We start from the raw sequence: 24,055 nt of genomic DNA, 5'->3' as shown, positions 1-24,055 counted from the left end.
GCATGTGGACATTCACTACCATGCTGACTGAACAGAAAATCCCACTAGGCCAGTACATCGCTGCCTTCGTCGAATGGTTGACCCAACATGGCGCCAACTACTTCGACGCAATCGCATCGACACTGGAAACGATGATCCACGGCGTGACGTTCGCGCTGACCTGGTTCAATCCGCTGGCATTGATCGGTCTGATTGCGCTACTCGCTCACTTTATTCAACGTAAATGGGGCCTGACGGTGTTTGTCATCGCCTCCTTCCTGCTGATCCTAAACCTGGGGTACTGGCAGGAAACCATGGAGACCCTGGCGCAGGTGCTGTTCGCCACCCTGGTCTGCGTGGTCATCGGTGTGCCGCTGGGCATTGTTGCCGCGCACAAACCGCTGTTCTACACCCTGATGCGGCCGGTGCTCGATCTGATGCAGACCGTACCGACCTTCGTCTACCTCATCCCTACCCTGACCCTCTTCGGGCTGGGTGTGGTGCCCGGGTTGATTTCCACGGTGGTGTTCGCGATTGCCGCGCCGATCCGTCTGACCTACCTGGGTATCCGTGATGTCCCGCAAGAGTTGATGGACGCCGGCAAGGCCTTCGGCTGCTCGCGCCGTCAGTTGCTCTCGCGCATTGAACTGCCCTACGCCATGCCGAGTATTGCTGCCGGCATTACCCAATGCATCATGCTGTCGCTGTCGATGGTGGTGATCGCCGCCCTGGTGGGTGCCGACGGCCTCGGCAAGCCGGTGGTCAACGCACTGAACACCGCCGACATCGCCCTGGGCTTTGAAGCCGGCCTGGCGATCGTGCTGCTGGCCATCATGCTCGACCGCATCTGCAAACAACCCGACGCCAAGAAAGTAGGGGGTGATGCATGAGCATTATCCGATTCGACAATGTCGACGTGATCTTCTCCAAAGACCCACGCGAAGCGCTCAAGCTGCTGGACCAGGGCATGAGCCGTAACGAGATCCTGAAAAAGACCGGCCAGATCGTCGGTGTTGAAAAAGCCAGCCTGGATGTAGAAAAAGGCGAGATCTGTGTGCTGATGGGCCTGTCGGGCTCCGGCAAGTCGAGCCTGCTGCGCTGCATCAACGGCCTCAACACCGTCAGCCGTGGCCAGTTGTTCGTCGAGCATGAAGGGCGCCAGATCGACATCGCCTCCTGCACCCCGGCTGAGCTGAAAATGATGCGCACCAAACGCATCGCCATGGTGTTCCAGAAGTTCGCCTTGATGCCCTGGCTGACGGTGCGCGAGAACATCAGCTTCGGCCTTGAAATGCAGGGCCTCCCAGAGAAAGACCGGCGCAAGCTGGTGGACGAAAAGCTCGAACTGGTGGGCCTGACCCAATGGCGCAACAAGAAGCCCGACGAACTCTCCGGCGGCATGCAGCAGCGCGTCGGCCTGGCCCGCGCGTTGGCGATGGACGCCGACATCCTGCTGATGGACGAACCCTTCTCCGCCCTCGACCCGCTGATCCGCCAAGGCCTGCAGGACGAGTTGCTGGAACTGCAACGCAAGCTGAGCAAGACCATCGTGTTCGTCAGCCACGACCTTGACGAAGCTCTCAAGCTCGGCAGCCGCATCGCGATCATGAAAGACGGCAAGATCATCCAGTACAGCGTGCCGGAAGAGATCGTGCTGAACCCGGCGGATGACTATGTGCGCACCTTCGTCGCCCATACCAACCCGCTGAACGTGCTATGCGGGCGCAGCCTGATGCGCACGCTGGACAACTGCAAACGCGTCAACGGCTCGGTGTGTCTTGATCCGAGCGGCGACTCGTGGCTGGACCTGGCCGAAGGCAACACCCTCCAGGGCGCGCGCCAGAATGGCGTGGTGATGAACCTGCAGAACTGGGCACCGGGGCAACCCGTGGAAGGCCTGGGCCGCGTGCCGACACTGGTGGATTCGAACATCGGCATGCGCGATGCGTTGCAGATTCGCTACCAGACGGGGAACAAGCTGGTGTTGCATGACAACAACAAGGTGGTGGGGATTCTTGGCGACAGCGAGTTGTACCACGCGTTATTAGGCAAAAACCTCGGTTAACAGACACCGCAAAAGCCATTGAAGAAACAGGGTCAAAATGTGGGAGGGGGCTTGCCCCCGATTGCAGTGTGTCAGTCGGTTCATCTGTTACTGATACACCGCCATCGGGGGCAAGTCGAATCGTCGCACCGCCCCTCCCACATTTTTTGCCCCAGTGGTGTCAGTGGGGACACCACCAGGCTTCAACCATCAGCTATAGACACGGCCAAGGAGCTGCCGATGGCTTTCAAACTGATCGAGCACGTCCCGGGTGATCTGTTCCTGGGCGAAGCCCATCAGGTCGTATTCCTGAGGCCCGTTGTGCAGGTACACCTCGGCACGGTAGTAACGGGTGCGCTCTGCCTCGGGCGGCTCGTCCGACGCCACCGCGTAGCCGTCCAGGCTCACTTCGTAGACAAACGGGTTGCCCTCTTCCATCTCGATGCGCACGCCGATGCAACGCTTAGATTTGCCCAACAGCGTCTGCACCTCCAGCCCCTGGTCGCGCAACGCCGTCGCCGCGTGTTCCAGCGCCGGCGTGACGTGCTTGTCCATAAAGCGTTGCACGGTGGACTGGCTCGGTTGCAGGTCCAGGGCGGTCAAGCGCTCGCTGAAACCACGACGGCCACGCTCGGCCAATTGCGCCTGCTCCAGCTCCGTCGCCACGTCCTGGCGCATCGCTTTGTGCAAACCGAACATAAACACAATCAGCACCACCGAGAACGGCAGTCCCGCCAGCACCACCATGGTCTGCATGGCTTCGAAGTTACCCGCAAACAGCAGGCCGATGGTCACCAGGGTGATCACCGCCGACCAGAAGATCCGCAGCCAGTGCGGCGCATCTTCGTCCACGTTGCCGCCTGTGCAGGAAAGGTTGGCCATCATCACCGCGCCGGAATCCGCCGGGGTCAGGAACAGCACAAAACCCACGAAAATAGACACACCGATGACGATTTTCGACGCGGGGTAATGCTCCAGCAACTGGTAGATGGCCATCGACGGTTGTTCCAGCGCCGTCTTGCCCAACTCCACCGCCCCCTGGTTCAACACCAGGTCCAGGGCCGAGTTACCGAAGATCGACAACCACGCCAGGGTGAAGCCCAGCGGAATCAGCAGCACCCCGGCCACCAGTTCACGCACCGTGCGACCACGGGAAATCCGCGCGATGAACATGCCCACGAATGGCGCCCAGGAAATCCACCAAGCCCAATAGAACAGAGTCCACAGGCCCATCCAGCGTTCGGTCTTGTCGGCGTCGCCGGCGTACACGTACAGGTCGAAGGTTTTCAGGATGATGCCGTCGAGGTAGTCACCGGTGTTCTGCACCAGGCCGTTGAGCAGGTGCAAGGTCGGGCCGAACAACAGCACGAAGATCAGCAAGCCGCTGAACAACACGATGTTGAGGTTGGACAGGCGACGAATGCCGTTTTCCACCCCCGACACGGCGGCAATGGTCGCCACGGTGCTCATCACGATGATCACGATCAGCAGGTTGGTGTTGTTGTGCTGCATGCCGAACAGGTTTTCCAGGCCGGACGATACCTGCATCGCGCCGATACCGAGGTTGGTCACCAGGCCCAGCAGGGTCACGAACATGCCGAACCCGTCCACCGCGTGGCCGGCCGCGCCTTTGACCCAACGCTCGCCCACCAGCGGGTACAACGCCGAACGCAGGGCCAGCGGCTGGTTGTGCCGATAGGCGAAGTACGCCACGGCCAGGCCGACCAGGGCATAGATCGCCCAGCCGTGCAGGCCCCAGTGCAGGAAGGTCAATTGCAGCGCCTGGCGCGCCGCACCGTTGCTGGCGGCCGCGCCTTCAGGCGGGTTGAAGTAATGGTCCAACGGCTCCGAGGCGCCGAAGTACAGCAGCGAAATGCCGATACCCGACGAGAACAGCATGCCGGCCCAGGCGCCGTAGCTGAAGTCCGGGGTGTCGTCCTTGCTGCCCAGTTTCAACTTGCCGTAGGACGAAAACGCCAGGCCGACCACGAACACCAGGTAGGCGGCGATCACCAGCATGTAGTACCAGCCGAAACTTTTCGATAACCATGCCTGCGCCACGCCGAGCACCCGGCCGGCCTCTTGCGGGGCGATGATCAAAATGGCGGTCAACAACAGAATCAGCGCGGTGGAGGTGTAGAACACCCAACCGTTGACCCGCACCTTTTCCGGTGAGGTCTTTATTAGAGAGGCAGAACTCATGGCGCAGATGCTCCAGGCAGTGCGAGAGAGAAACACAAGGCAACGGTGATCCCGTGCTCATCGATTTTTCGGCAGTCGACGGACGGGTGTTATAAAGACACCCCGAAAATTCTTGAGGCCGCCGAGGCGGTGTTCAGGCTCTGAAATGGCCTGTTTCAAGGATTTTTGCAGGTGTCAGATGTCGCCACCTACCCGTAGGAAATACCGGCAGGCAGCGGCAATTTGTCGCAGAGCTTATTCTTTGTTGATTGAACGTTCAATCAAAACAAAATAGACTGGCCATCAAGTCGACGGACGTTATCGCCCGCCGACAGGCCTGAGGAGAGGTACTCCATGCCCAAGGTCGGTATGCAACCCATACGCCGCCAACAACTGATCGAAGCCACGCTGACGGCCATCGATCAAGTCGGAATGGGAGATGCCAGCATTGCGCTGATCGCCCGTTTGGCCGGCGTTTCGAACGGCATCATCAGTCACTACTTCAAGGACAAGAACGGCCTGATCGCCGCGACGATGCGCTACCTGATGAATGTGCTGATCGATAACGTCCATGAACGCAGGCTGGCGCTGAACGATGACAGCCCGCGGGCACACATTCAGGTAATCATCGGGGGCAACTTCGATGCCAGCCAGGTCAATGGACCGGCAATGAAAACCTGGCTGGCCTTCTGGGCCGCCAGCATGCACCACCCGTCTTTGCACAGGTTGCAGCGGATCAACGATCAACGTCTGTATTCCAACCTGTGCTGCCAGTTCCGCCGTGAGCTGCCGTTGCCTGAAGCGCGCAGTGCAGCCCGGGGCCTGGCGGCTTTGATCGACGGTTTGTGGCTACGCGGCGCCCTGTCGGGAGACGCTTTCGACACGGCGCAAGCGCAACGGATCGCTTACGAATACATGGATTTCCAATTGGCCAAGCAGGTGAGTTAGAGCACACATAAACGCTCAACCCCTGAACGTCTGCCGCTCAGTGTTGCCACACCCCTATGGCCCACTTTGCGGCGGGTAACGCCAACCACTTATGCACTTGCGAGGACTTTATGGCCCGTTTCGACCTGCAAAAACTCTACATTGACGGCGGCTACAGCGATGCCGGCAGCGATGCCACCTTCGAAGCCATCAACCCGGCTAACGGTGAAGTTCTCGCCAACGTGCAACGCGCCACGAAAGATGACGTTGAACGTGCCGTGGTCAGCGCGGAAAAAGGCCAGAAAATCTGGGCCGCCATGACCGCCATGGAGCGTTCGCGCATCCTGCGTCGTGCCGTCGACATCCTGCGCGAGCGCAACGATGAACTGGCCGCCCTGGAAACCCTGGACACCGGTAAATCCTTCTCCGAAACCAAGTACGTCGACATCGTCACCGGCGCCGACGTGCTGGAATATTACGCAGGCCTGGTGCCGGCCATCGAAGGCGAGCAGATCCCGCTGCGCGACACTTCCTTCGTCTACACCCGCCGCGAGCCGCTGGGCGTGGTCGCCGGTATCGGCGCGTGGAACTACCCGATCCAGATCGCCCTGTGGAAATCCGCACCGGCCCTGGCTGCCGGTAACGCGATGATCTTCAAGCCCAGCGAAGTCACCTCGCTGACCACCCTGAAACTGGCCGAGATCTACACCGAAGCCGGCGTTCCAGCCGGTGTGTTCAACGTCTTGACCGGCAGCGGCCGTGAAGTCGGCACCTGGCTGACCGAGCACCCGCGCATCGAGAAAGTCTCGTTCACCGGCGGCACCGACACCGGCAAGAAAGTCATGGCCAGCGCTTCCAGCTCCTCGCTCAAAGAAGTGACCATGGAACTGGGCGGCAAATCGCCGCTGATCGTGTTCGAGGACGCCGACCTGGATCGTGCCGCCGACATCGCGATGATGGCCAACTTCTACAGCTCCGGCCAGGTCTGCACCAACGGCACGCGCGTGTTCGTACCCAAGCACCTGCAAGCCGCGTTCGAAGCCAAGATCGCCGAGCGTGTTGCGCGCATCCGCATTGGCGACCCGCAAGATGACAACACCAACTTCGGCCCACTGGTCAGTTTCGCCCACATGGAAAGCGTGCTGGGCTACATCGCCAAAGGTAAGGAAGAAGGCGCTCGCGTGCTGTGCGGCGGCGACCGCCTGACCGAGGGCGACTTCGCCAAAGGCGCCTTTGTTGCCCCGACCGTGTTCACCGACTGCACCGACGAGATGACCATCGTCCGTGAAGAAATCTTTGGCCCGGTGATGAGCATCCTCACTTATGAGACGGAAGAAGAAGTGATCCGCCGCGCCAACGACACCGACTTCGGCCTCGCCGCCGGCCTGGTGACCAAGGACCTGAACCGCGCCCACCGCGTCATTCATCAGTTGGAAGCGGGTATCTGCTGGATCAACGCCTGGGGCGAGTCCGACGCAAAAATGCCGGTCGGCGGCTACAAGCAGTCGGGCGTGGGCCGTGAAAACGGGATCAGCTCGCTGAACAACTTCACCCGCATCAAATCGGTACAGGTTGAGCTGGGCGATTACGCCTCGGTGTTCTAAAGCCGAGATTTGTATTGCCTTTGAGGCCGCTATCGGGGGCAAGCCCCCTCCCACATTTGATCGGGTTTACACAGTCAAAGGTGGGAGGGGGCTTGCCCCCGATGAGGCCCGACCTGACCACACTTCAAAGAGGGTGCATTCATGTCCCAAGAATACGACTACATCATTGTGGGTGCCGGCTCCGCCGGTAACACCCTGGCGACCCGTCTGACCGAAGACGAAGGCGTCACCGTCCTGCTGCTGGAAGCTGGCGGTCCTGACTACCGTCTCGACTTCCGTACCCAGATGCCCGCCGCCCTGGCGTTCCCGCTGCAAGGCCGCCGCTACAACTGGGCCTACGAGACCGATCCAGAGCCACACATGGACGGCCGCCGCATGGAATGCGGGCGCGGCAAGGGCCTGGGTGGCTCTTCCCTGATCAACGGCATGTGCTACATCCGTGGCAACGCCATGGACTACGACAACTGGTCGAAACTGCCCGGTCTTGAAGACTGGGCGTACCTGGACTGCCTGCCGTATTTCCGTAAGGCCGAAACCCGCGACATCGGCCCCAACGACTACCACGGTGGCGACGGTCCGGTCAGCGTGACCACGCCCAAAGCCGGCAACAACCCGCTGTTCCACGCCATGGTCGAAGCTGGCGTGCAGGCCGGTTACCCGCGCACCGAAGACCTGAACGGCTACCAGCAGGAAGGCTTCGGCCCGATGGACCGGACCGTCACGCCAAACGGCCGTCGCGCCAGCACCGCACGCGGTTACCTGGACACGGCTAAAAAGCGCTCCACCCTGACCATCGTCACCCACGCGCTGACCGACAAAGTGTTGTTCGACGGCAAGCGTGCCGTTGGCGTGCGTTACCTGATCGGTGCCGCCGAAGAACGCGTGGAAGCCCGCGCCCGTAAAGAAGTGCTGGTGTGCAGCGGCGCCATCGCCTCGCCGCAACTGCTGCAACGCTCCGGCGTCGGCCCGGCCAAACTGCTCGAAAGCCTCGACATCCCGGTGGTCCACGACCTGCCCGGCGTCGGTGAAAACCTGCAGGACCACCTTGAGCTGTACCTGCAATACGCCTGCACCCAACCGGTGTCGCTGTACCCGTCGCTGCTCTGGTACAACCAACCGGCGATCGGTGCCGAGTGGCTGTTCAACGGCACCGGCATCGGCGCTAGCAACCAGTTCGAAGCGGGCGGTTTTATCCGTACCCGTGAAGACTTCGATTGGCCGAACATCCAGTACCACTTCCTGCCGGTGGCGATTAACTACAACGGCAGCAACGGCGTGAAAGAACACGGCTTCCAGGCGCACATGGGCTCCATGCGTTCGCCGAGCCGTGGCCGCGTGCAGTTGAAATCGAAGAACCCACGGGACTACCCGAGCATCCTCTTCAACTACATGGCCACCGAGCAGGACTGGCAGGAATTTCGCGATGGCATCCGCCTGACCCGTGAAATCATGCAGCAGCCCGCACTCGACGCCTTCCGTGGCCGCGAAATCAGCCCGGGTATCGACGTGCAAACCGATGAGCAGTTGGACACGTTCATCCGCGAGCACGCCGAAACGGCGTTCCACCCGTCCTGCTCGTGCAAGATGGGCACCGATGAAATGGCGGTGGTGGATGGCGAAGGCCGCGTGCATGGCATGCAAGGCCTGCGCGTGGTCGATGCGTCGATCATGCCGATCATCACCACCGGCAACCTGAACGCGCCGACGATCATGCTCGCCGAGAAAATCGCCGACAAGATCCGTGGCCGCCAGCCGCTGCCGCGCAGCACCGCCGACTACTACGTGGCCGGCGATGCGCCAGTGCGGGGCAAGCCGATGCGTGAAGTGGGGCCGACCGCGCAGTAACTGAAAGACCGTGTCGCCCTCATCGGGGGCAAGCCCCCTCCCACACTTGATCGGGTTCACACGGTCAGAATGTGGGAGGGGGCTTGCCCCCGATGAGGCCCGACCCAACGCCGCAAACCTTGCACCTACACTCTCCTTGATAGCTCCCCAGCCCAGGCCTACTCTGTTCGCCTGCCCGCGCTGAGCCGCCCACAAGGAAGGCCCCATGTTCGACCACCACGCCACACTCAAAAAGCATTTCAGTGCCCTGCGCACCACCGCCGACTTCTTCTCCCTGCGTTACGTGCGCGAATCCGGCCACTACCTGTCGGTGCGCAAGAACGTCGCCGCACCGCCGCACCTGAACCACGACGAAGGCGCCATGCTCACCGTGCGCGTCAACGGGGTCGAAGCCTACGCCGCGACCCACGATATTTCCCTGCCCGGCCTGCAAGCCGCGCTTGAGCGTGCCGAACAGCAAGCACGCCTGATCAAGCCCCATGCCCTGCTCGACCTGCGCGATCAACACGTGTCCAGCGACGTCGCCGACTACCTGTCACCCAACCTTGCCCAGGCCTTTCCGTCCCTGAGCGACTGCTACCAGTTGCTCGGCGATGAATCCGCTGCCGTGCCCCAGGACGAGCGCCTGGTGAACTGGGAAGTCAGCCTCGGCTTGACCCACGTCGAGCAGATCTACCTCAACAGTGCCGGTGCCGAGCTGCGCCAGGCCCAGCGTTTTGTATTCCCCGGCGTCAACGTCACCGCCTACGACGGCAACGACAGCCAGTCGCGCACCTTCGGTGGCAGCAACTTCGGCCAGCAGGGTGGCTTCGATGTGATCGACCGCTTCGGCCTGGTCGGCGCCGCGCCGCGCATTGCCGACGAAGCCCTGCAGTTGCTGCTGGCACCGAACACGCCCCAGGGCCCGCGCGACCTGTTGCTGATGCCCGACCAGATGATCCTGCAGATCCACGAATCGATCGGCCACCCGCTGGAGCTCGACCGCATCCTGGGCGACGAGCGCAATTACGCCGGCACCAGCTTCGTCAAGGCCGAGGACTTCGGCCGCCTGCAATACGGCTCGCCCTTGCTCAACGTGACCTTCGACCCGGACATTCCCGAGCAACTGGCCAGCTACAGCCATGACGACGACGGCACCGCCGCCAGCAAGCAATTCCTGATCCGTGAAGGGTTGCTGCTCAAGCCACTGGGCGGCGCGCTGTCGCAGTTCCGTTCCGGCATGGGCGGCGTGGCCAACAGCCGTGCCAGCAGTTGGAACCGCCCGCCGATCGACCGCATGGCCAACCTGAATATCGAAGCCGGCGACCAGAGCCTGGCGCAACTGATTGGCGGCATCGAACACGGCATCCTGATGTCGACCAACCGTTCGTGGTCCATCGACGATGCACGCAACAAATTCCAGTTCGGCTGCGAGTGGGGCCAGTTGATCGAAAACGGTGAACTCAAGGGCGTGGTAAAAAACCCCAACTACCGCGCCATTTCCGCGCAGTTCTGGCGCAACCTCAGCGCCGTGGGCGACGCCAGCACCTTCAAGGTCCTGGGCACGCCGAACTGCGGCAAGGGTGAACCCAACCAAGTCATCCGCGTCGGCCATGCGTCGCCGGCCTGTGTGTTCAGCAACGTTGATGTATTCGGGGGAGATGCCTGATGAACCACTTCAAGGCATTGGTGGAGTGGCTCAAGCAAGCCCTCACCGACAAAGAACAATTTCACCTGGGCTATGCCGCAGAGTCGTCCGAATTCGTGCGTTTCAACCACGCCAAGGTGCGTCAGGCCGGCCAGGTGCAACAGGCCAGCCTCAACCTCAAACTGATCAACGACGGTCGCCATGCCGACCTCAGCATCACCCTCGGCGGCGAACCGGCGCTGGATCGCCAACGCCTCGCCGATGGCCTGCAACAACTGCGCGAAACCTTGCCGTTGCTGCCGCATGACCCTTACCTGTTGCTGAACCACAACGCCTGGCAAAGCCACAACGAACAGGCCCGGCCGCTGCCCGAGCTGGGCCAGGTGCTCGAAGACATCAGCCAGGCGGCACACGGGGTCGACCTGGTCGGCTTCTACGCCGCCGGCCCGATCAGCCGTGGCTTCGCCAGTTCCGACGGGGCGTTCGGCTGGCACCAGGCCAATAGCTTCAACTTCGACTTCAGCCTGTTCCACGCCAACGGCGAAGCGGTGAAAGCCAGTTACGCCGGGCACACCTGGAACAGCGCCGAGTTCGCCGCGCGCTTCCAGCAAGCCCGCGATCAGCTGGAATTTCTCGGCCGCCCGTTGCACACACTGGCGCCAGGACAATACCGCGCCTACCTGGCCCCGGCGGCGCTGGAAGAAATCATCAGCATCATCACGTGGGGCGGTTTTTCCGCGCAGGCCATCGCCAGCAAAGGCAGCTCGCTGCAACGCCTGTATGCCGGAGAGCAGGCGTTAAGCCCGTTGGTGACGGTGGATGAGCACATCAGCGGCTCCCTGAGCGAGGCGTTCTCCAGCGAAGGCTACCCGCGCAGTGACGTCACGCTGATCAACGCCGGCCAGGCCGACGGCCAACTGGTCAATTCGCGCAGCGCCGCCGAATACGGCCTCGGCGCCAACGGCGCCAGCAGCGACGAATCCCCCAGCGCCTTGCAGATGGCGGCGGGCAGCCTGGCCCAGGCCGATATCCTCAAGCAATTGGGCACCGGGCTGTACATCAGCAACCTGTGGTACCTGAACTACTCCGACCTGCCGGCGGCGCGCCTGACCGGCATGACCCGGTTCGCCACGTTCTGGGTGGAAGACGGCGAGATCAAGGCGCCGGTCAGTACCATGCGCTTCGATGACAGCGTCTACAGCCTGCTCGGCTCACAGCTCGAAGCGCTGACCGCGGAGCGCGAATTGCTGCTGTCAGCCAGCACCTACAGCCAGCGCAATACCGCGTCCAATCTGTTGCCGGGGGCGTTGGTCAAGCGCCTGACCCTGACCCTCTAACCAACAGCAATCTCCTTGTGGGAGGGGGCTTGCTCCCGATAGCGGTGTGTCAGTATTCGATGGACTGACTGACACACCGCTATCGGGAGCAAGCCCCCTCCCACATTGTTTTGTGTTGATTTCAGACGTCTTGTTTCGACATGTCCTACAGCTAAATCAGACCCCTCTCACCGCCCGCCCAAGGCCGGTTGTCGCCTGCAAAAAACCTCGTTATAACGGTTGGTGGCACCCTGCCATCCACCCACGTGCCCGCACGTGATGTATGACCTTGCCCGGGATAGGGCAAGCTGGAGCGTTGACATGAACCATGGAAGTTTTGTCATAGAAAAGCTGTTCAAGCACTACAACGTCCACGTAGAACAGTTGGGTTTCGATCCACAGAAACATCCGCAAAGGAAAACCGTGCTGTTGGTCAATGGAGCGCTGTCCACCACCCGCTCGTTTGCGCGCACCAGCAAGTGCCTCGCCGAACATTTCAATGTGCTGCTGTTCGACCTGCCGTTCTCCGGCTATTCGCGCGAACACAATACTGACCTGGACCTGGTGACCAAGGACGACGAGGTACAAATCCTGCGCGCGCTGGTGGAGCGCTTCCAGGTCAACCACTTGGTGTCGGCCTCGTGGGGCGGCATCTCCACGCTGCTGACCCTGGCGCACAACCCGCCCTCCATCGAAAGCTCAGTAGTGATGGCGCTGGCACCCAACCTCAACCCGGCGATGCTCGACTATGTCGAGCGGGTGCGCGTGCTGATCGAGGCCGATGACAAGTCCGCCGTCGGCCATTTGCTCAACGAAACGGTGGGCAAATACTTGTCGCCGCGGCTCAAGCGCAACAACCATCGGCACCTGTCGAACATGGCCACCACCGAATACCGCCAGGCGCGCTTTCATATCCACCAGGTGCTGGCGATGGGCGATGGCAACTACCTGCCGCAGCTCACCCGGATCGAAACACCGGTGCACTTCCTCAACGGCACGCTGGACGAATACACCCCGGCCACCGAGGCCCGACTGTTCAAGCAATACGTGGGCCGCAGCAGCTTTGCCGTCGCCGAACATACCGGGCATTTGCTCGACCTGGAGTCCCGCGAAGCGGCGCTGGCGGTCCACCGGGCGCTGCTGGATTTCCTGGTGGGCGAGCACGCGCCGCTGTCGGATTTAGACGAACCACCAGTGGGAAAAGGAGCGACGAATGGCGCATAATCGCCGACACATAGCCTCCTAACAAAAAGGGATCCCATGCCGAATCGCGCCCCTCTCGATGCCAAGACCGCCCGCTGGCTACCCTGGGTGGTCGCGATTGCCTTCTTCATGCAATCGCTGGATGGGACGATTCTCAACACGGCACTGCCGGCCATGGCCCGGGACCTCGCAGAGAACCCGCTGCGCATGCAAGGGGTGGTGATCGCCTACATGCTCACCGTCGCCTTGCTGATCCCGGCGTCGGGCTGGATCGCCGACCGCTTCGGCACCAAGAAAATCTTCTTTGGCGCGATCATGCTGTTCAGCATTGGCTCGCTGCTGTGCGCGCTGTCCAGCAGCTTGACCATGCTGGTCGGCGCGCGGGTGGTCCAGGGCCTGGGCGGTGCGCTGATGCTGCCGGTCGGCCGGCTCGTGGTGCTGCGCGCTTATCCGCGCTCCGAGCTGGTGCGAATCATGGGTTTCATCACCATCCCCGGCCTACTCGGCCCGCTGCTCGGCCCGACCCTCGGCGGCTGGATGGTGCAATACCTGACGTGGCACTGGATTTTCCTGATCAACCTGCCGGTGGGCATGATCGGCTGCTACGCCGTGTGGAAGTTCATCCCCGACCTGCGCGGCAGCGAGCGCACGCGTTTCGATGGGAGCGGCTTCCTGCTGTTCGGCGCGGCGATGGTGCTGATCACCATCGCTATGGAAGGTCTGGGCGAATTGCACCTGCCGCACCTGCGGGTGATGTTGCTGCTGTTTGGCGGGCTGGCGTGCCTGGCGGCCTACTGGCTGCGCGCGGGGCATATCGATAACCCGCTGTTTTCGCCGGCGCTGTTCAAGACCCGCACCTTTGCGGTGGGCATCCTGGGCAACCTGTTCGCGCGCCTGGGCAGCGGCGCCTTGCCGTTTCTGGTGCCGTTGCTGCTGCAGGTGGCTTTGGGCTATTCACCGTCCCAGGCCGGGATGAGCATGCTGCCGCTGGCGGCGGCGGCGATGTTGGCCAAGTCTGTCGCGCGGCCGCTGATCGAACGCCTGGGCTACCGCGTGGTATTGACCGGCAACACCCTGGCCCTGGGCCTGATGCTGGCGAGCATGGGCCTGGTCAGCGAGCAGACCCCCTACCCGCTGCTGCTGGGCATGCTGGCGGTACTGGGGGCGATCAACTCCTTGCAGTTCACCGCGATGAACACCGTCACCCTGATCGACCTCGACGACGCCCAGGCCAGCAGCGGCAACAGCTTGCTGTCGGTGGTAGCGCAACTGTCCCTGAGCCTTGGCGTGGCCTGCGCCGGTGCATTGCTCGGCGGGTTTACCGCCGAGTCGGGCAACGACGGCGTGAGCACCGTACTCGGTGCCTTCCAGTTGACCTTCCTCACCGTGGGCATCATGGCGATGCTGGCGGCGGCGATTTTCCTGCAACTGTCGCCAAAAGACGGCAAACGTAGGGTCAGCCGCGAGCACGACATCGAACACTAGCAGGCGTCTCGTCGAGAACTTGCAGGGAAAATCCCACGGGGCTGGTACACTGCGCGACATTTTGTTTTGCAGAGCCAGTCCCGTGACCACCATCGCCACCGCTTTTAATACGTTGCCGCTCTCCGCCGCCATGCTGGCTAACCTCGACTCGCTGGGTTATGCCGAGATGACGCAGATCCAGGCGCAGAGCTTGCCGGTGATCCTCAAGGGGCTGGACCTGATTGCCCAGGCCAAGACCGGCAGCGGCAAGACGGCTGCGTTCGGCATCGGCCTGCTGAACCCGATCAACCCGCGCTACTTCGGCTGCCAGGCCCTGGTGATGTGCCCGACCCGCGAGCTGGCCGACCAAGTGGCTAAGGAAATCCGCCGCCTGGCCCGCGCCGAAGACAACATCAAGGTGCTGACCCTGTGTGGCGGCGTGTCCCTCGGCCCGCAGATCGCCTCGCTGGAGCATGGCGCCCACGTCATCGTCGGCACCCCGGGCCGCATCCAGCAACACCTGCGCAAGGGTTCGCTGGTGCTGGACGGCTTGAACACGCTGATCCTCGACGAAGCCGACCGCATGCTCGACATGGGCTTCTACGACGCCATCGAAGACATCATCAGCAAGACCCCGGCCCGCCGCCAGACCCTGCTGTTTTCGGCCACCTACCCGGTGAGCATCAAGCAGTTGGCCTCCAAATTCATGCGCGCGCCGCAGCAAGTGAAGGCCGAAGCCTTCCACTCCGATGACCAGATCGAGCAGCGCTTCTACGAGATTTCGCCGGAAGAACGCATGGACGCGGTGACCAAGGTGCTCGCGCACTTCCGCCCGGCCTCGTGCGTGGCGTTCTGCTTCACCAAGCAGCAAGTGCAGGAAACCGTCGATCACCTGACCTCCAAGGGCATCTCCGCCGTCGGCCTGCATGGCGACCTGGAACAGCGTGACCGTGACCAGGTGCTGGCGATGTTCGCCAACCGCAGCACCTCGGTACTCGTCGCCACCGACGTTGCCGCCCGAGGCCTGGACATCGACTCGCTGGACATGGTGATCAACGTCGAACTGGCCCGCGACTCGGAAATCCACATCCACCGCGTCGGCCGCACCGGCCGTGCCGGTGAGACCGGGATCGCCATCAGCCTGGTGGCGCCGTCCGAAGCGCACCGTGCCCAAGCCATCGAGCAGTTGCAGAAATCGCCGCTGAACTGGGACCAGTTGGACAACCTCAAGCCGCAGAGCGGTGGCCCGCTGCTGCCGCAGATGAGCACCCTGTGCATCGCCGCCGGCCGTAAAGACAAGGTACGCCCGGGCGACATCCTCGGCGCACTGACCGGTGACGCCGGCATCCCCGGCGCCCAGGTCGGCAAGATCGCGATCTTTGATTTCCAGGCCTTCGTCGCCGTGGAACGCGGCGTCGCCAAGCAGGCGTTGCAGCGTTTGAATGACGGCAAGATCAAGGGCCGTTCGTTGCGCGTGCGGATCTTGTAAACGATCTCCCACCCCATGGAGATCTAATGTGGGAGGGGGCTTGCCCCCGATGGCGGTGTATCAGTCACCTGATTAATTGACTGGACCACCGCCATCGGGGGCAAGCCCCCTCCCACAGTTTTGATTGCATTTCAGATCAATATTTTGTGAGGACATTGCTGTGCGCTCGACCGAAGTTGTGATCATTGGCGCCGGCGCCGCAGGCTTGATGTGCGCACTGACCGCCGCCGGGCGTGGGCGCAAGGTGATGCTGATCGACCACGCGAACAAGGCCGGCAAGAAGATCCTGATGTCCGGCGGTGGCCGCTGCAATTTCACCAATATGTACACCGAGCCGGCCAACTTCCTCTCGCACAACGCACACTTCTGCAAGTCCGCCCTGGCCCGCTACACCCAATGGGATTTCATCGGGCTGGTGGCCAAGCACGGCGTGCCGTACCACGAGAAGAAACTCGGCCAGTTGTTCTGCGATAACAAATCCAGCGACATCCTCGGCATGCTGCTCGACGAGTGCATCCAGACCGGCGTGAGCCTGCACCTGGATACTTCGATTCAAGAGATTGCCAAACTCGAGAGTGGCTACCAGTTGCAGACCACGTTGGGCGAGCTGCGCTGCGAGTCCCTGGTGATCGCCACCGGCGGTTTGTCGATTCCGACGCTGGGCGCAACCGGGTTTGGTTATCAGGTGGCCAAGCAGTTCGGCCACGAACTGCTGCCGACCCGCGCCGGGCTGGTGCCGTTCACCATCACCGACCAGCTCAAGGATTTGTGCGGCGAGTTGTCCGGCACCTCGGTGGACTGCCTGGTCAACTGCAACGGCCAGAGCTTTCGCGAGAACCTCCTGTTTACCCATCGCGGCCTGAGCGGGCCGGCGATTTTGCAGATTTCCTCCTACTGGGAATCCGGTGACACGCTCGAGATCAACCTGCTACCCGACCACGACGCCCACGCCTGGCTGCAACAGCAACAGGCCGAGCGCCCCAACAGCGAGCTGAAAACCCTGCTGGGTGAGATCTTCACCAAAAAGATGGCCAACCTACTGGCGGAAACCTGGTTCGTGTCCAAGCCGATGAAGCAGTACACCCACGCCGAACTGGCCGACATCGCGCAAAAACTGGCGAGCTGGCAACTGGTCCCGGCAGGCACCGAGGGCTACCGCACCGCCGAAGTGACGCTGGGCGGCGTGGATACGCGAGAAGTGTCGTCCAAGACCATGGAATCGCTGAAAAGCCCAGGCTTGTACTTTATCGGTGAAGTACTGGACGTGACCGGCCACCTCGGTGGTTTCAACTTCCAGTGGGCCTGGGCTTCCGGCTACGCCGCCGCGCAGTACGCCTGACACAACGCAGTACAAATGTGGGAGGGGGCTTGCCCCCGATAGCAGTGGACCAGTCAACTCATCAGGTGACTGACACGCCGCCATCGGGGGCAAGCCCCCTCCCACATTGACTGCATTGCACATTGAGAATGCTGTGGCCGGAATAAATTTTGCTGTCAGATGTGATCGCCACGCTTGCCGTGGCGTCATTACTGGCCCAATTTAGCGGCATCGTCCCGGAAGACTCCAGCCTTCATGTCATCGACCTCGTTCAACCAATCCATGCGGCGCCTGTGGGCGCTGGATAAATTCAGTTACAGCGTTCGGGTCTTCATCGCCCTCACCGGCAGCATGGCGCTGTGCTGGTACCAAGATGAAATGACGCTGCTGATCCCGCTGTTCCTGGGAATTATCGCCAGCGCCCTGGCCGAGACCGACGACAGTTGGCAAGGCCGCCTCAATGCCCTGGCGGTGACGCTGGTGTGTTTCAGCATTGCCGCGCTGTCGGTGGAGTTGCTGTTCCCCTATCCCTGGGCCTTTGCCGTCGCCCTGGCCCTGGCGAGTTTTGGCCTGACCATGCTCGGCGCCCTTGGCGAACGGTATGGCGCGATTGCTTCGGCCACCTTGATCCTGTCGGTCTACACCATGATCGGCGTGGACCAACGCGGCGGCGCCGTCACGGACTTCTGGCATGAACCGCTGCTGCTGGTGGCCGGGGCCGCCTGGTACGGGGCGCTGTCAGTGCTGTGGCAGGTGCTGTTTTCCAACCAGCCGGTGCAGCAGAGCCTGGCGCGGTTGTTTCGCGAATTGGGGCATTACCTCAAGCTCAAATCGTCGCTGTTCGAACCGATCCGCCAGTTGGATGTGGAGGCGCGACGCCTGGAGCTGGCCCAGCAAAACGGCCGCGTGGTGGCCGCGCTGAATGCGGCGAAGGAAATTATCCTGCACCGCGTCGGCAATGGGCGGCCGGGCTCGAAGGTCAGTCGTTACCTCAAGCTGTACTTCCTGGCCCAGGACATCCACGAACGCGCCAGTTCGTCCCACTACCCCTACAACGCCCTGGCCGAGGCCTTCTTCCATAGCGACGTGCTATTCCGCTGCCAGCGCCTGCTGCGCCAGCAAGGCAAGGCCTGCCAGGCCCTGGCCGAATCGATCCAACTGCGCCAGCCGTTCATCTATGACGCCAGCTTCGCCGAAGCCCTGGGCGACCTGAACGCGTCCATGGAACACCTGCGCATCCAGAGCAACCCGGCCTGGCGCGGCCTGCTGCGCTCCTTGCGTGCGCTGGCGGCCAACCTGTCGACCCTCGACCGCCTGCTGGGTGACGCCAGCAACCCTGACGCGCTGGCCGACGCTACTGATAGCAACCTGCTCGATCGCGCCCCGCGCAACCTCAAAGAAATGTGGACGCGCCTGCGCACCCAACTCACGCCGACCTCGCTGCTGTTCCGCCACGCCTTGCGTCTGGCGCTGGCGTTGACCATCGGCTATGGCACCCTGCATGCGATCCACGCCTCCCAGGGCTACTGGATCATCCTCACCACCCTATTCGTCTGCCAGCCCAACTACGGCGCCACCCGGCGCAAGCTCGGCCAGCGGATCATCGGCACGGCCATCGGCCTCACCGTGGCCTGGGCGTTGTTCGACCTGTTCCCCAGCGCCCTGGTGCAATCGATGTTCGCCATCGCTGCAGGCCTGGTGTTCTTTATCAACCGCACCACCCGCTACACCCTAGCCACGGCGGCGATCACCTTGATGGTGCTGTTCTGCTTCAACCAGGTGGGCGATGGCTACGGGCTGTTCCTGCCACGGCTGTTCGACACCTTGATCGGCAGCGTGATTGCCGGCCTGACCGTGTTCCTGTTCCTGCCGGACTGGCAAGGCCGGCGCCTGAACAAAGTGCTGGCGAACACCCTGACCTGCAACAGCATCTACCTGCGCCAGATCATGCAGCAATACGCCGCCGGCAAACGCGACGACCTCGCCTATCGCCTGGCCCGACGCAACGCTCACAACGCCGATGCGGCGCTGTCCACCACCCTGGCGAATATGCTGATGGAGCCGGGGCACTTCCGAAAGGAAGCCGATGTGGGCTTCCGCTTCCTGGTGCTGTCCCACACCTTGCTCAGCTACCTGTCGGGGCTCGGCGCGCACCGCGAAACCCAACTGCCGGCCGACGTGCGCGAGCACTTGATCGACGGCGCGGGGAAAACCCTGGCGGCGAGCATCGACGAAATCGCCACGGGGCTGGCCAATAAACAGCCGATCGCGATTCAGAGCGATGCCGAGGAAGCGTTGGCCGCCGAGCTGGAACAGATGCCGGATGAGATCGATGAGGGGCAGCGCTTGGTGCAGACGCAACTGGCGTTGATTTGCCGGCAGTTGGGGCCATTGCGCACCCTGGCCGCGCACCTGATCAAAGACACCAGCGCGGCGTAGGCCCCTACATCCCGTGCTGCTTCATCAACCGCGCATAGCTGCCATCAGTCTTCATCTTGGCAATCTCGCGGTCAAAGCTGGCAACGATCTGCTCATGCTCGGGGTTCTTCAGGCTGACCAGAATATGCAGGCTGTTTTCACTCAACGGCTGCGGCAAAAACTCCACCGAGCTACGCACCCGCGCCGACTCCTGTGCCAGGTAATAGCGGGCGACGTATTCGTCCTCCACCGTCAGGCGTACCCGACGCGCGACGAGCATGCGCACCGCCATGGCGAAGTTATGCACCGGGATTTTCTGTAACTGGGGGTCTTGGTCAAACGCCGCTGAATACGCATACCCACGCACCACGGCGATGGGGTAGTCGTGCAATTGCTCAAGGTTCTGAAACTCGATGGGATCGTCGCGGCGCTTGATAAACACCAAGCGGTTGATCAGGTATCCAGCGGAAAACTGCCCCAGATGCGTGCGAGCGTCGTCATACCAGGCGTTGACCAACACGTCGTAGCGCCCATCGCCGACGCCCATCAACGCGCGGGCCCAGGGCACCTGCTCGAAATCACTGGCATAACCGGCGCGGGCCAAGGCCGTGCTGACAATATCGGTAGCCAGCCCGCCATTGACCAAGTTGGCATCGGTAAAGGGTGGCCAGGCATCCGCCACCAGGCGCAGACGCTGCGCGAACGCCGGCGGGGCCATCAACAACATTCCAATCAAAGCAAGGGCACGAGAGAATCGCGGCATGCTTAAAGTCCTTGGCGGGCAGGTGGTGGCCTTGGCTCAGGCAGTGCCTGAGGATCTAACAGTAGCTCAGATTACACAAAGAACCCGACGCTGAATGCACACAATGATGGCAGATTGACGGCACTGAAAAAAATAGCTGATTTAGACAGAAGTGCCTACCGCGCTTACTATCCGGGACAGTCACTTCCAAGAGAACCGCACTATGACAGTCGAATGGGTCTGTAAACATCACACCGAGCTGGGCAAGGAACAGCTGTACGCCATTCTGCGCCTGCGCAGCGAGGTCTTCGTCGTCGAGCAAAAGTGCCTCTATCAGGACATCGACGGGCAGGACCTGCAAGGCGATACCCACCACCTGATGGCCTGGAAAGACGATGAACTGGTGGCCTACCTGCGCCTGCTGGACCCGGAGACCCAGGCCGGGGATGTGGTGATCGGCCGGGTGATCGTGGCACCGATGACACGCGGCACCGGGCTGGGGCATCTGATGATGGAAGAAGCGCTCAAGCAGATTGACGATATCTGGCCAGAGACGCCGATCTTTCTGTCAGCCCAGGCACATTTGCAGGGTTATTACGCGCGGTATGGTTTTTTGGTGGCGGGCGAGCAATACCTTGAAGACGATATTCCCCACATCGGCATGCGGCGCGCCTGATGGCCCCATCGTGAGCAAGCCCGCTCCCACATTCGCGCGCATTCCAAACGGTGTACGCGGTTAAATGTGGGAGCGGGCTTGCTCACGAAAGCGTCAGCCCAGCGACCGCCAAGGCTCAGGGATAACCCAATACCTGTTTGATCGACGCAAGATTCGCCTCGATCCACCCCCGATCAATCGCGCCCCAATCGCGAATCCGATAATGCCCCGCATGATTGCGCGCGCCGTCTTCCTGCTCGAACTCGCAGACGATATCCAGATCCGCCAACGCCGCAATCGTGTCCTGCGCGGTGCGCCGGGGCATGCCCGTCACCTCGGTCAGCGCCGGCACGCTGCTGGCCTGCTGGCTGTCGATCAAATACGCCACGTACAGGCGGCGGTAGAAGCTGCTTTTGGTCTTGCTCACATCCATGGTCAACCGCCTTGGAAAGTCAGGGTTTGCCCTGCAGATCGCGATACGTGAGGTACACACGCAGGTCGAATTCCACCTGATGGTAGCCCGGCATCATGTACTCACAGAGTTTGTAGAACGCTTTGTTGTGGTCCGATTCCTTGAAGTGCGCCAGCTCGTGTACCACGATCATGCGCAGAAACTCCGGGGCAGCCTCCTTGAACAGCGCGGCGATGCGGATTTCTTTCTTGGACTTCAGATTGCCGCCCTGAACCCGCGAGATCGTGGTGTGCAGGCCGAGGGCGCGGTGCGTCAGATCAAGACGGTTATCGAACAGCACTTTGTCGATGGCCGGCGCGTTGCGCAGGTGCTCCTGCTTCAAGGCCAGCGCGTAGGCGTACAGGGCTTTGTCGCTCTGCACGGCGTGACGTTCGGGGTAACGCTGTTCCAGGTAGGCGCCCAACTGGTCCTTGGCGATCAGTTGGCGCACTTGCTCCTGGAGGGCTGCGGGGTAGGCCTGGAGGTATTTCAGTGCGGTCATTGAGGTCTGCAACAGGGTTCGAATGGGCGCCAGTGTAGCGAATTCAACCGGAACGGGCGCGCGACCAGTCGACCACCGCCTCGGCCATCAACGGCTGCGCCGCCCACGGTCCCTGGACAAACGCGCAACCATTGGCCTTGAGCCAATGAGCTTGCTCCTGCGTCTCTACACCCTCGGCGACCACCAGCACGCCGAAATGCCCGCACAACTCGATAATGCTGCGGGCCATCGCCGCATCCCGCGCCGAGCCCGGCAGGCACGCGATCAATTGGCGGTCGAGCTTGAGCGTGTCGAATTCCAGGTCGCGCAGGTGGGCCAGGGAACAGTGGCCGGAACCGAAGTCATCCAGGGCGATGCGCACCCCGACCGCGCGCAGCAACTTGAGCTGCTTGGCGGACTCTTCGAGGTTATGCATCAGGCTGTCCTCACCGATCTCCACTTCCAACTGGCGCCCCTGCAGCCCGTGTCGGTCGAGCACCTGCTGCAGTTGGCTCGCCAAGTTGGGCATGTTGAACTGGCTGCCGCTCAAGCTCACGCTCAACACCAGCGCATCCTCGAACGTGGCTTGCCACGCTTGGCGCTGGGACGCGACCTGGTGGTAGATCCAGGCGCTCAACTGACTGATCAGCCGGGCCTCTTCCAGCAGCGGCAAAAACAGCCCCGGCGGTACATCGCCGACACTCGGGTGCTGCCAGCGCAACAATGCCTCGACGCCGCGCAGATGGCCATCCTCCAGGGACACCTGGGGCTGGTACACCAGAGTGAAATCCTTGTTCTGGATGGCGCTGCGCACGCTGTCTTCGAGCATCAGCCGCGAGCGCGCACGGCCGTTCATTTCCTGATCGTAATAGCGATATTGCTGACGCCCCGCACGCTTGGCTTCATACATCGCGATGTCAGCCGCACGCAACAGGCCACTCAAGTCCGACCCGCAATCCGGGAACGTGGCGATGCCGATGCTGACCCCGAGCATCACCTCCAAACCGTCAACCTGCTGGCCAACAGACACGCGCTCGATCAGTTTCTCGGCAATCTTCGCTGCCTGCTCGGGGAACTCCAGCTCCAGCAACGCCGTGAACTCATCCCCGCCCATGCGTCCGAGAATGTCGTAGGAACGCAGGCAACTCTGCAACTGTTCCGAGACCCAGCGCAGCACCCGATCACCGGCGTCATGCCCCAGCGAGTCGTTGACCCGCTTGAAGCCGTCGAGGTCCAGGTACAGCAAGACCAAGGACTGCTCGGTCCGATCACTGCGCAGCAAGGAGTTTTCCACCGCCTGGTAAAAACCACGGCGGTTCAACAAGCCGGTCAGCGGGTCGGTCACCGCCTGGAATTCCAGTTGTTGATGCAAATGGCGAACTTCGGACATGTCCAACACGGTCACCACCATCGCCTTTCGCTCGGCAGGTAATGGCGCACAGGACAGCGCCACCGGCACCTGCTGACCACGGCCGGTGCGCAAGATCGCATCGTGCAAGCGCCAGGTTTCGCCCCGGCGGTAACTGGCGCACATCTGCGACTCAAGCCAGGCCGGCACATGGGGTTTTTGCAGGAAACCCAGGAAATCCTGGCCGTTGAGTTCATGGAGCGTGGCATTGAGCAGACGCGAAATCGCCGGGTTGGCGTACTCGATCACGCCCGCCTCGCTGACCACCAGGATGCCTTCGGCGGCGTTATCCAGCACCGAGGCGTTGAAGGCGCGGGCGGATTCCAGGTCATGGCTCAGGCGCTGCAAGGCCCGGCGATTGCGCTGGTGCTCCAGCAACGCCTGAACCTTGGGCTTGAGAATATGCGGGTCGAAGGGTTTGAACATGTAGTCGATGGCGCCGCTGGCATAGCCCTCCAGCACAGCGGCCGGCGATTGCGCATTGGCGCTCAGAAAGATGATCGGCGTCATGCGTGTGCGCTGGCTGCCGCGCATCAGGCGGGCGACTTCAAAACCGTCCATGCCGGGCATCATTACGTCGAGCAGCACCAAGTCGACTTCGTGCTGGAGCAACAGCTCCAGAGCCTCCAGGCCGGAACCGGCGGTCACCACCCGCCAGTCATCACGCTGCAAAAGGGCACGCATGCTGATCAGGTTTTCCGGGTAGTCATCGACCACCAGAAGAACCGAACCACCATCGCCTGGGTGTGGAGCGCATTCCATGCTACGTCTCTTCCTTAAGGTGCCGCACCGGTCAGTTCTGACAGAAAAACCAGGCAAGCACTGAGGTCTCACTCTAGCCTTGGTTCCCGAAAATCAGAAGTGACGAGGGTGCCATCATTGCGCCAAAAACTGCTAAGCCGA

At 61.9% G+C, this 24,055-nt stretch carries 18 protein-coding genes; 13 read left to right on the top strand and 5 right to left on the bottom strand.

The window, feature by feature from the left end; all coding sequences use genetic code 11:
- The first annotated feature begins 20 nt into the window (after positions 1-20).
- Both choW and choV read left to right on the top strand, forming a co-directional pair.
- Positions 21-869, top strand: coding sequence for a choline ABC transporter permease subunit (choW, locus tag ACP7CJ_RS08350; protein ID WP_247397755.1), 849 nt, complete (start codon positions 21-23; stop codon positions 867-869).
- A complete protein-coding gene (choV, locus tag ACP7CJ_RS08345; protein ID WP_276195232.1) occupies positions 866-2,044 on the top strand; it encodes a choline ABC transporter ATP-binding protein in 1,179 nt (392 codons plus the stop codon). Before choW ends, choV begins: the two co-directional genes overlap by 4 nt.
- Before the next feature lie 189 nt (positions 2,045-2,233).
- On the opposite strand, the gene ACP7CJ_RS08340 is transcribed toward choV, so the two are convergent.
- Complete coding sequence (locus ACP7CJ_RS08340) at positions 2,234-4,168, bottom strand: BCCT family transporter (protein ID WP_426100013.1); 1,935 nt, start codon at positions 4,166-4,168, stop codon at positions 2,234-2,236.
- Positions 4,169-4,558: 390 nt separating this feature from the next.
- On the opposite strand from ACP7CJ_RS08340, the gene betI reads away from it, so the two are divergent.
- The 10 genes from betI to yccS all read left to right on the top strand — a co-directional run bounded on the left by betI (position 4,559) and on the right by yccS (position 19,436).
- Positions 4,559-5,152: a transcriptional regulator BetI gene (betI, locus tag ACP7CJ_RS08335; protein WP_276195233.1), complete on the top strand. Its 594-nt coding sequence runs from the start codon at positions 4,559-4,561 to the stop codon at positions 5,150-5,152.
- Between the two features lie 110 nt (positions 5,153-5,262).
- The gene (gene betB / locus ACP7CJ_RS08330) at positions 5,263-6,735 is read left to right on the top strand and encodes a betaine-aldehyde dehydrogenase (RefSeq protein WP_276195234.1); all 1,473 of its coding nucleotides are present in this window, start codon (positions 5,263-5,265) and stop codon (positions 6,733-6,735) included.
- Positions 6,736-6,876: 141 nt separating this feature from the next.
- Positions 6,877-8,580, top strand: coding sequence for a choline dehydrogenase (gene betA / locus ACP7CJ_RS08325; RefSeq protein ID WP_247397767.1), 1,704 nt, complete (start codon positions 6,877-6,879; stop codon positions 8,578-8,580).
- Positions 8,581-8,785: 205 nt separating this feature from the next.
- Positions 8,786-10,228 carry a TldD/PmbA family protein gene (locus ACP7CJ_RS08320; RefSeq protein ID WP_276195235.1) on the top strand — a complete coding sequence of 481 codons (1,443 nt, stop codon included), beginning with the start codon at positions 8,786-8,788 and terminating at the stop codon, positions 10,226-10,228.
- Complete coding sequence (locus ACP7CJ_RS08315) at positions 10,228-11,544, top strand: TldD/PmbA family protein (protein WP_426099994.1); 1,317 nt, start codon at positions 10,228-10,230, stop codon at positions 11,542-11,544. Before ACP7CJ_RS08320 ends, ACP7CJ_RS08315 begins: the two co-directional genes overlap by 1 nt.
- Positions 11,545-11,844: 300 nt before the next feature.
- Positions 11,845-12,747 (top strand): alpha/beta fold hydrolase, encoded by a 903-nt coding sequence (locus tag ACP7CJ_RS08310; RefSeq protein ID WP_426099993.1) that lies wholly within the window; start codon positions 11,845-11,847, stop codon positions 12,745-12,747.
- Positions 12,748-12,783: 36 nt separating this feature from the next.
- Positions 12,784-14,211 (top strand): multidrug transporter subunit MdtD, encoded by a 1,428-nt coding sequence (mdtD, locus tag ACP7CJ_RS08305; protein WP_426099992.1) that lies wholly within the window; start codon positions 12,784-12,786, stop codon positions 14,209-14,211.
- 130 nt (positions 14,212-14,341) lie between these two features.
- Positions 14,342-15,679 (top strand): ATP-dependent RNA helicase DbpA, encoded by a 1,338-nt coding sequence (dbpA, locus tag ACP7CJ_RS08300; protein WP_247397788.1) that lies wholly within the window; start codon positions 14,342-14,344, stop codon positions 15,677-15,679.
- Between the two features lie 160 nt (positions 15,680-15,839).
- On the top strand, positions 15,840-17,018 hold the full coding sequence (locus ACP7CJ_RS08295) for an NAD(P)/FAD-dependent oxidoreductase (protein WP_426099991.1): 1,179 nt from the start codon (positions 15,840-15,842) through the stop codon (positions 17,016-17,018).
- Positions 17,019-17,252: 234 nt separating this feature from the next.
- The gene (gene yccS / locus ACP7CJ_RS08290) at positions 17,253-19,436 is read left to right on the top strand and encodes a YccS family putative transporter (protein ID WP_276195241.1); all 2,184 of its coding nucleotides are present in this window, start codon (positions 17,253-17,255) and stop codon (positions 19,434-19,436) included.
- A gap of 4 nt (positions 19,437-19,440) precedes the next feature.
- Here yccS and ACP7CJ_RS08285 read toward each other — a convergent pair whose 3' ends face one another.
- A complete protein-coding gene (locus ACP7CJ_RS08285) occupies positions 19,441-20,178 on the bottom strand; it encodes a substrate-binding periplasmic protein (protein ID WP_276195242.1) in 738 nt (245 codons plus the stop codon).
- A 202-nt stretch (positions 20,179-20,380) separates the two neighbouring features.
- Here ACP7CJ_RS08285 and ACP7CJ_RS08280 point away from each other — a divergent pair, with 202 nt between their 5' ends.
- Positions 20,381-20,833, top strand: a complete 453-nt coding sequence (locus ACP7CJ_RS08280) for a GNAT family N-acetyltransferase (RefSeq protein WP_276195243.1) — start codon at positions 20,381-20,383, stop codon at positions 20,831-20,833.
- A 115-nt stretch (positions 20,834-20,948) separates the two neighbouring features.
- Here ACP7CJ_RS08280 and ACP7CJ_RS08275 read toward each other — a convergent pair whose 3' ends face one another.
- From ACP7CJ_RS08275 to ACP7CJ_RS08265, 3 genes are read right to left on the bottom strand one after another with little or no spacing between them, the layout of a single operon-like run.
- Positions 20,949-21,245 (bottom strand): winged helix-turn-helix domain-containing protein, encoded by a 297-nt coding sequence (locus tag ACP7CJ_RS08275; RefSeq protein WP_247404038.1) that lies wholly within the window; start codon positions 21,243-21,245, stop codon positions 20,949-20,951.
- A gap of 19 nt (positions 21,246-21,264) precedes the next feature.
- Positions 21,265-21,765, bottom strand: a complete 501-nt coding sequence (locus ACP7CJ_RS08270) for a M48 metallopeptidase family protein (protein WP_010207148.1) — start codon at positions 21,763-21,765, stop codon at positions 21,265-21,267.
- 43 nt (positions 21,766-21,808) lie between these two features.
- The gene (locus ACP7CJ_RS08265; RefSeq protein WP_276195244.1) at positions 21,809-23,914 is read right to left on the bottom strand and encodes a putative bifunctional diguanylate cyclase/phosphodiesterase; all 2,106 of its coding nucleotides are present in this window, start codon (positions 23,912-23,914) and stop codon (positions 21,809-21,811) included.
- Between the last annotated feature and the right edge of the window lie 141 nt (positions 23,915-24,055).

Source organism: Pseudomonas sp. PSPC3-2 (assembly GCF_049897085.1).
Lineage (GTDB): Bacteria > Pseudomonadota > Gammaproteobacteria > Pseudomonadales > Pseudomonadaceae > Aquipseudomonas > Aquipseudomonas paraveronii.
This window is presented reverse-complemented; position numbering and strand designations above follow the sequence as displayed.

What these genes read in the sequence shown, in the direction of transcription:
- choV (WP_276195232.1), top strand. Translation starts at nt 866, where the DNA reads ATGAGCATTATCCGATTCGACAATGTCGACGTGATCTTCTCCAAAGAC.
- dbpA (WP_247397788.1), top strand. Translation starts at nt 14,342, where the DNA reads ATGCTGGCTAACCTCGACTCGCTGGGTTATGCCGAGATGACGCAGATC.
- mdtD (WP_426099992.1), top strand. Translation starts at nt 12,784, where the DNA reads ATGCCGAATCGCGCCCCTCTCGATGCCAAGACCGCCCGCTGGCTACCC.
- ACP7CJ_RS08310 (WP_426099993.1), top strand. Translation starts at nt 11,845, where the DNA reads ATGAACCATGGAAGTTTTGTCATAGAAAAGCTGTTCAAGCACTACAAC.
- ACP7CJ_RS08275 (WP_247404038.1), bottom strand. Translation starts at nt 21,245, where the DNA reads ATGGATGTGAGCAAGACCAAAAGCAGCTTCTACCGCCGCCTGTACGTG.
- betI (WP_276195233.1), top strand. Translation starts at nt 4,559, where the DNA reads ATGCCCAAGGTCGGTATGCAACCCATACGCCGCCAACAACTGATCGAA.
- choW (WP_247397755.1), top strand. Translation starts at nt 21, where the DNA reads ATGCTGACTGAACAGAAAATCCCACTAGGCCAGTACATCGCTGCCTTC.
- ACP7CJ_RS08265 (WP_276195244.1), bottom strand. Translation starts at nt 23,914, where the DNA reads ATGGAATGCGCTCCACACCCAGGCGATGGTGGTTCGGTTCTTCTGGTG.
- ACP7CJ_RS08270 (WP_010207148.1), bottom strand. Translation starts at nt 21,765, where the DNA reads ATGACCGCACTGAAATACCTCCAGGCCTACCCCGCAGCCCTCCAGGAG.
- ACP7CJ_RS08315 (WP_426099994.1), top strand. Translation starts at nt 10,228, where the DNA reads ATGAACCACTTCAAGGCATTGGTGGAGTGGCTCAAGCAAGCCCTCACC.
- betA (WP_247397767.1), top strand. Translation starts at nt 6,877, where the DNA reads ATGTCCCAAGAATACGACTACATCATTGTGGGTGCCGGCTCCGCCGGT.
- ACP7CJ_RS08280 (WP_276195243.1), top strand. Translation starts at nt 20,381, where the DNA reads ATGACAGTCGAATGGGTCTGTAAACATCACACCGAGCTGGGCAAGGAA.
- betB (WP_276195234.1), top strand. Translation starts at nt 5,263, where the DNA reads ATGGCCCGTTTCGACCTGCAAAAACTCTACATTGACGGCGGCTACAGC.
- yccS (WP_276195241.1), top strand. Translation starts at nt 17,253, where the DNA reads ATGTCATCGACCTCGTTCAACCAATCCATGCGGCGCCTGTGGGCGCTG.
- ACP7CJ_RS08320 (WP_276195235.1), top strand. Translation starts at nt 8,786, where the DNA reads ATGTTCGACCACCACGCCACACTCAAAAAGCATTTCAGTGCCCTGCGC.
- ACP7CJ_RS08285 (WP_276195242.1), bottom strand. Translation starts at nt 20,178, where the DNA reads ATGCCGCGATTCTCTCGTGCCCTTGCTTTGATTGGAATGTTGTTGATG.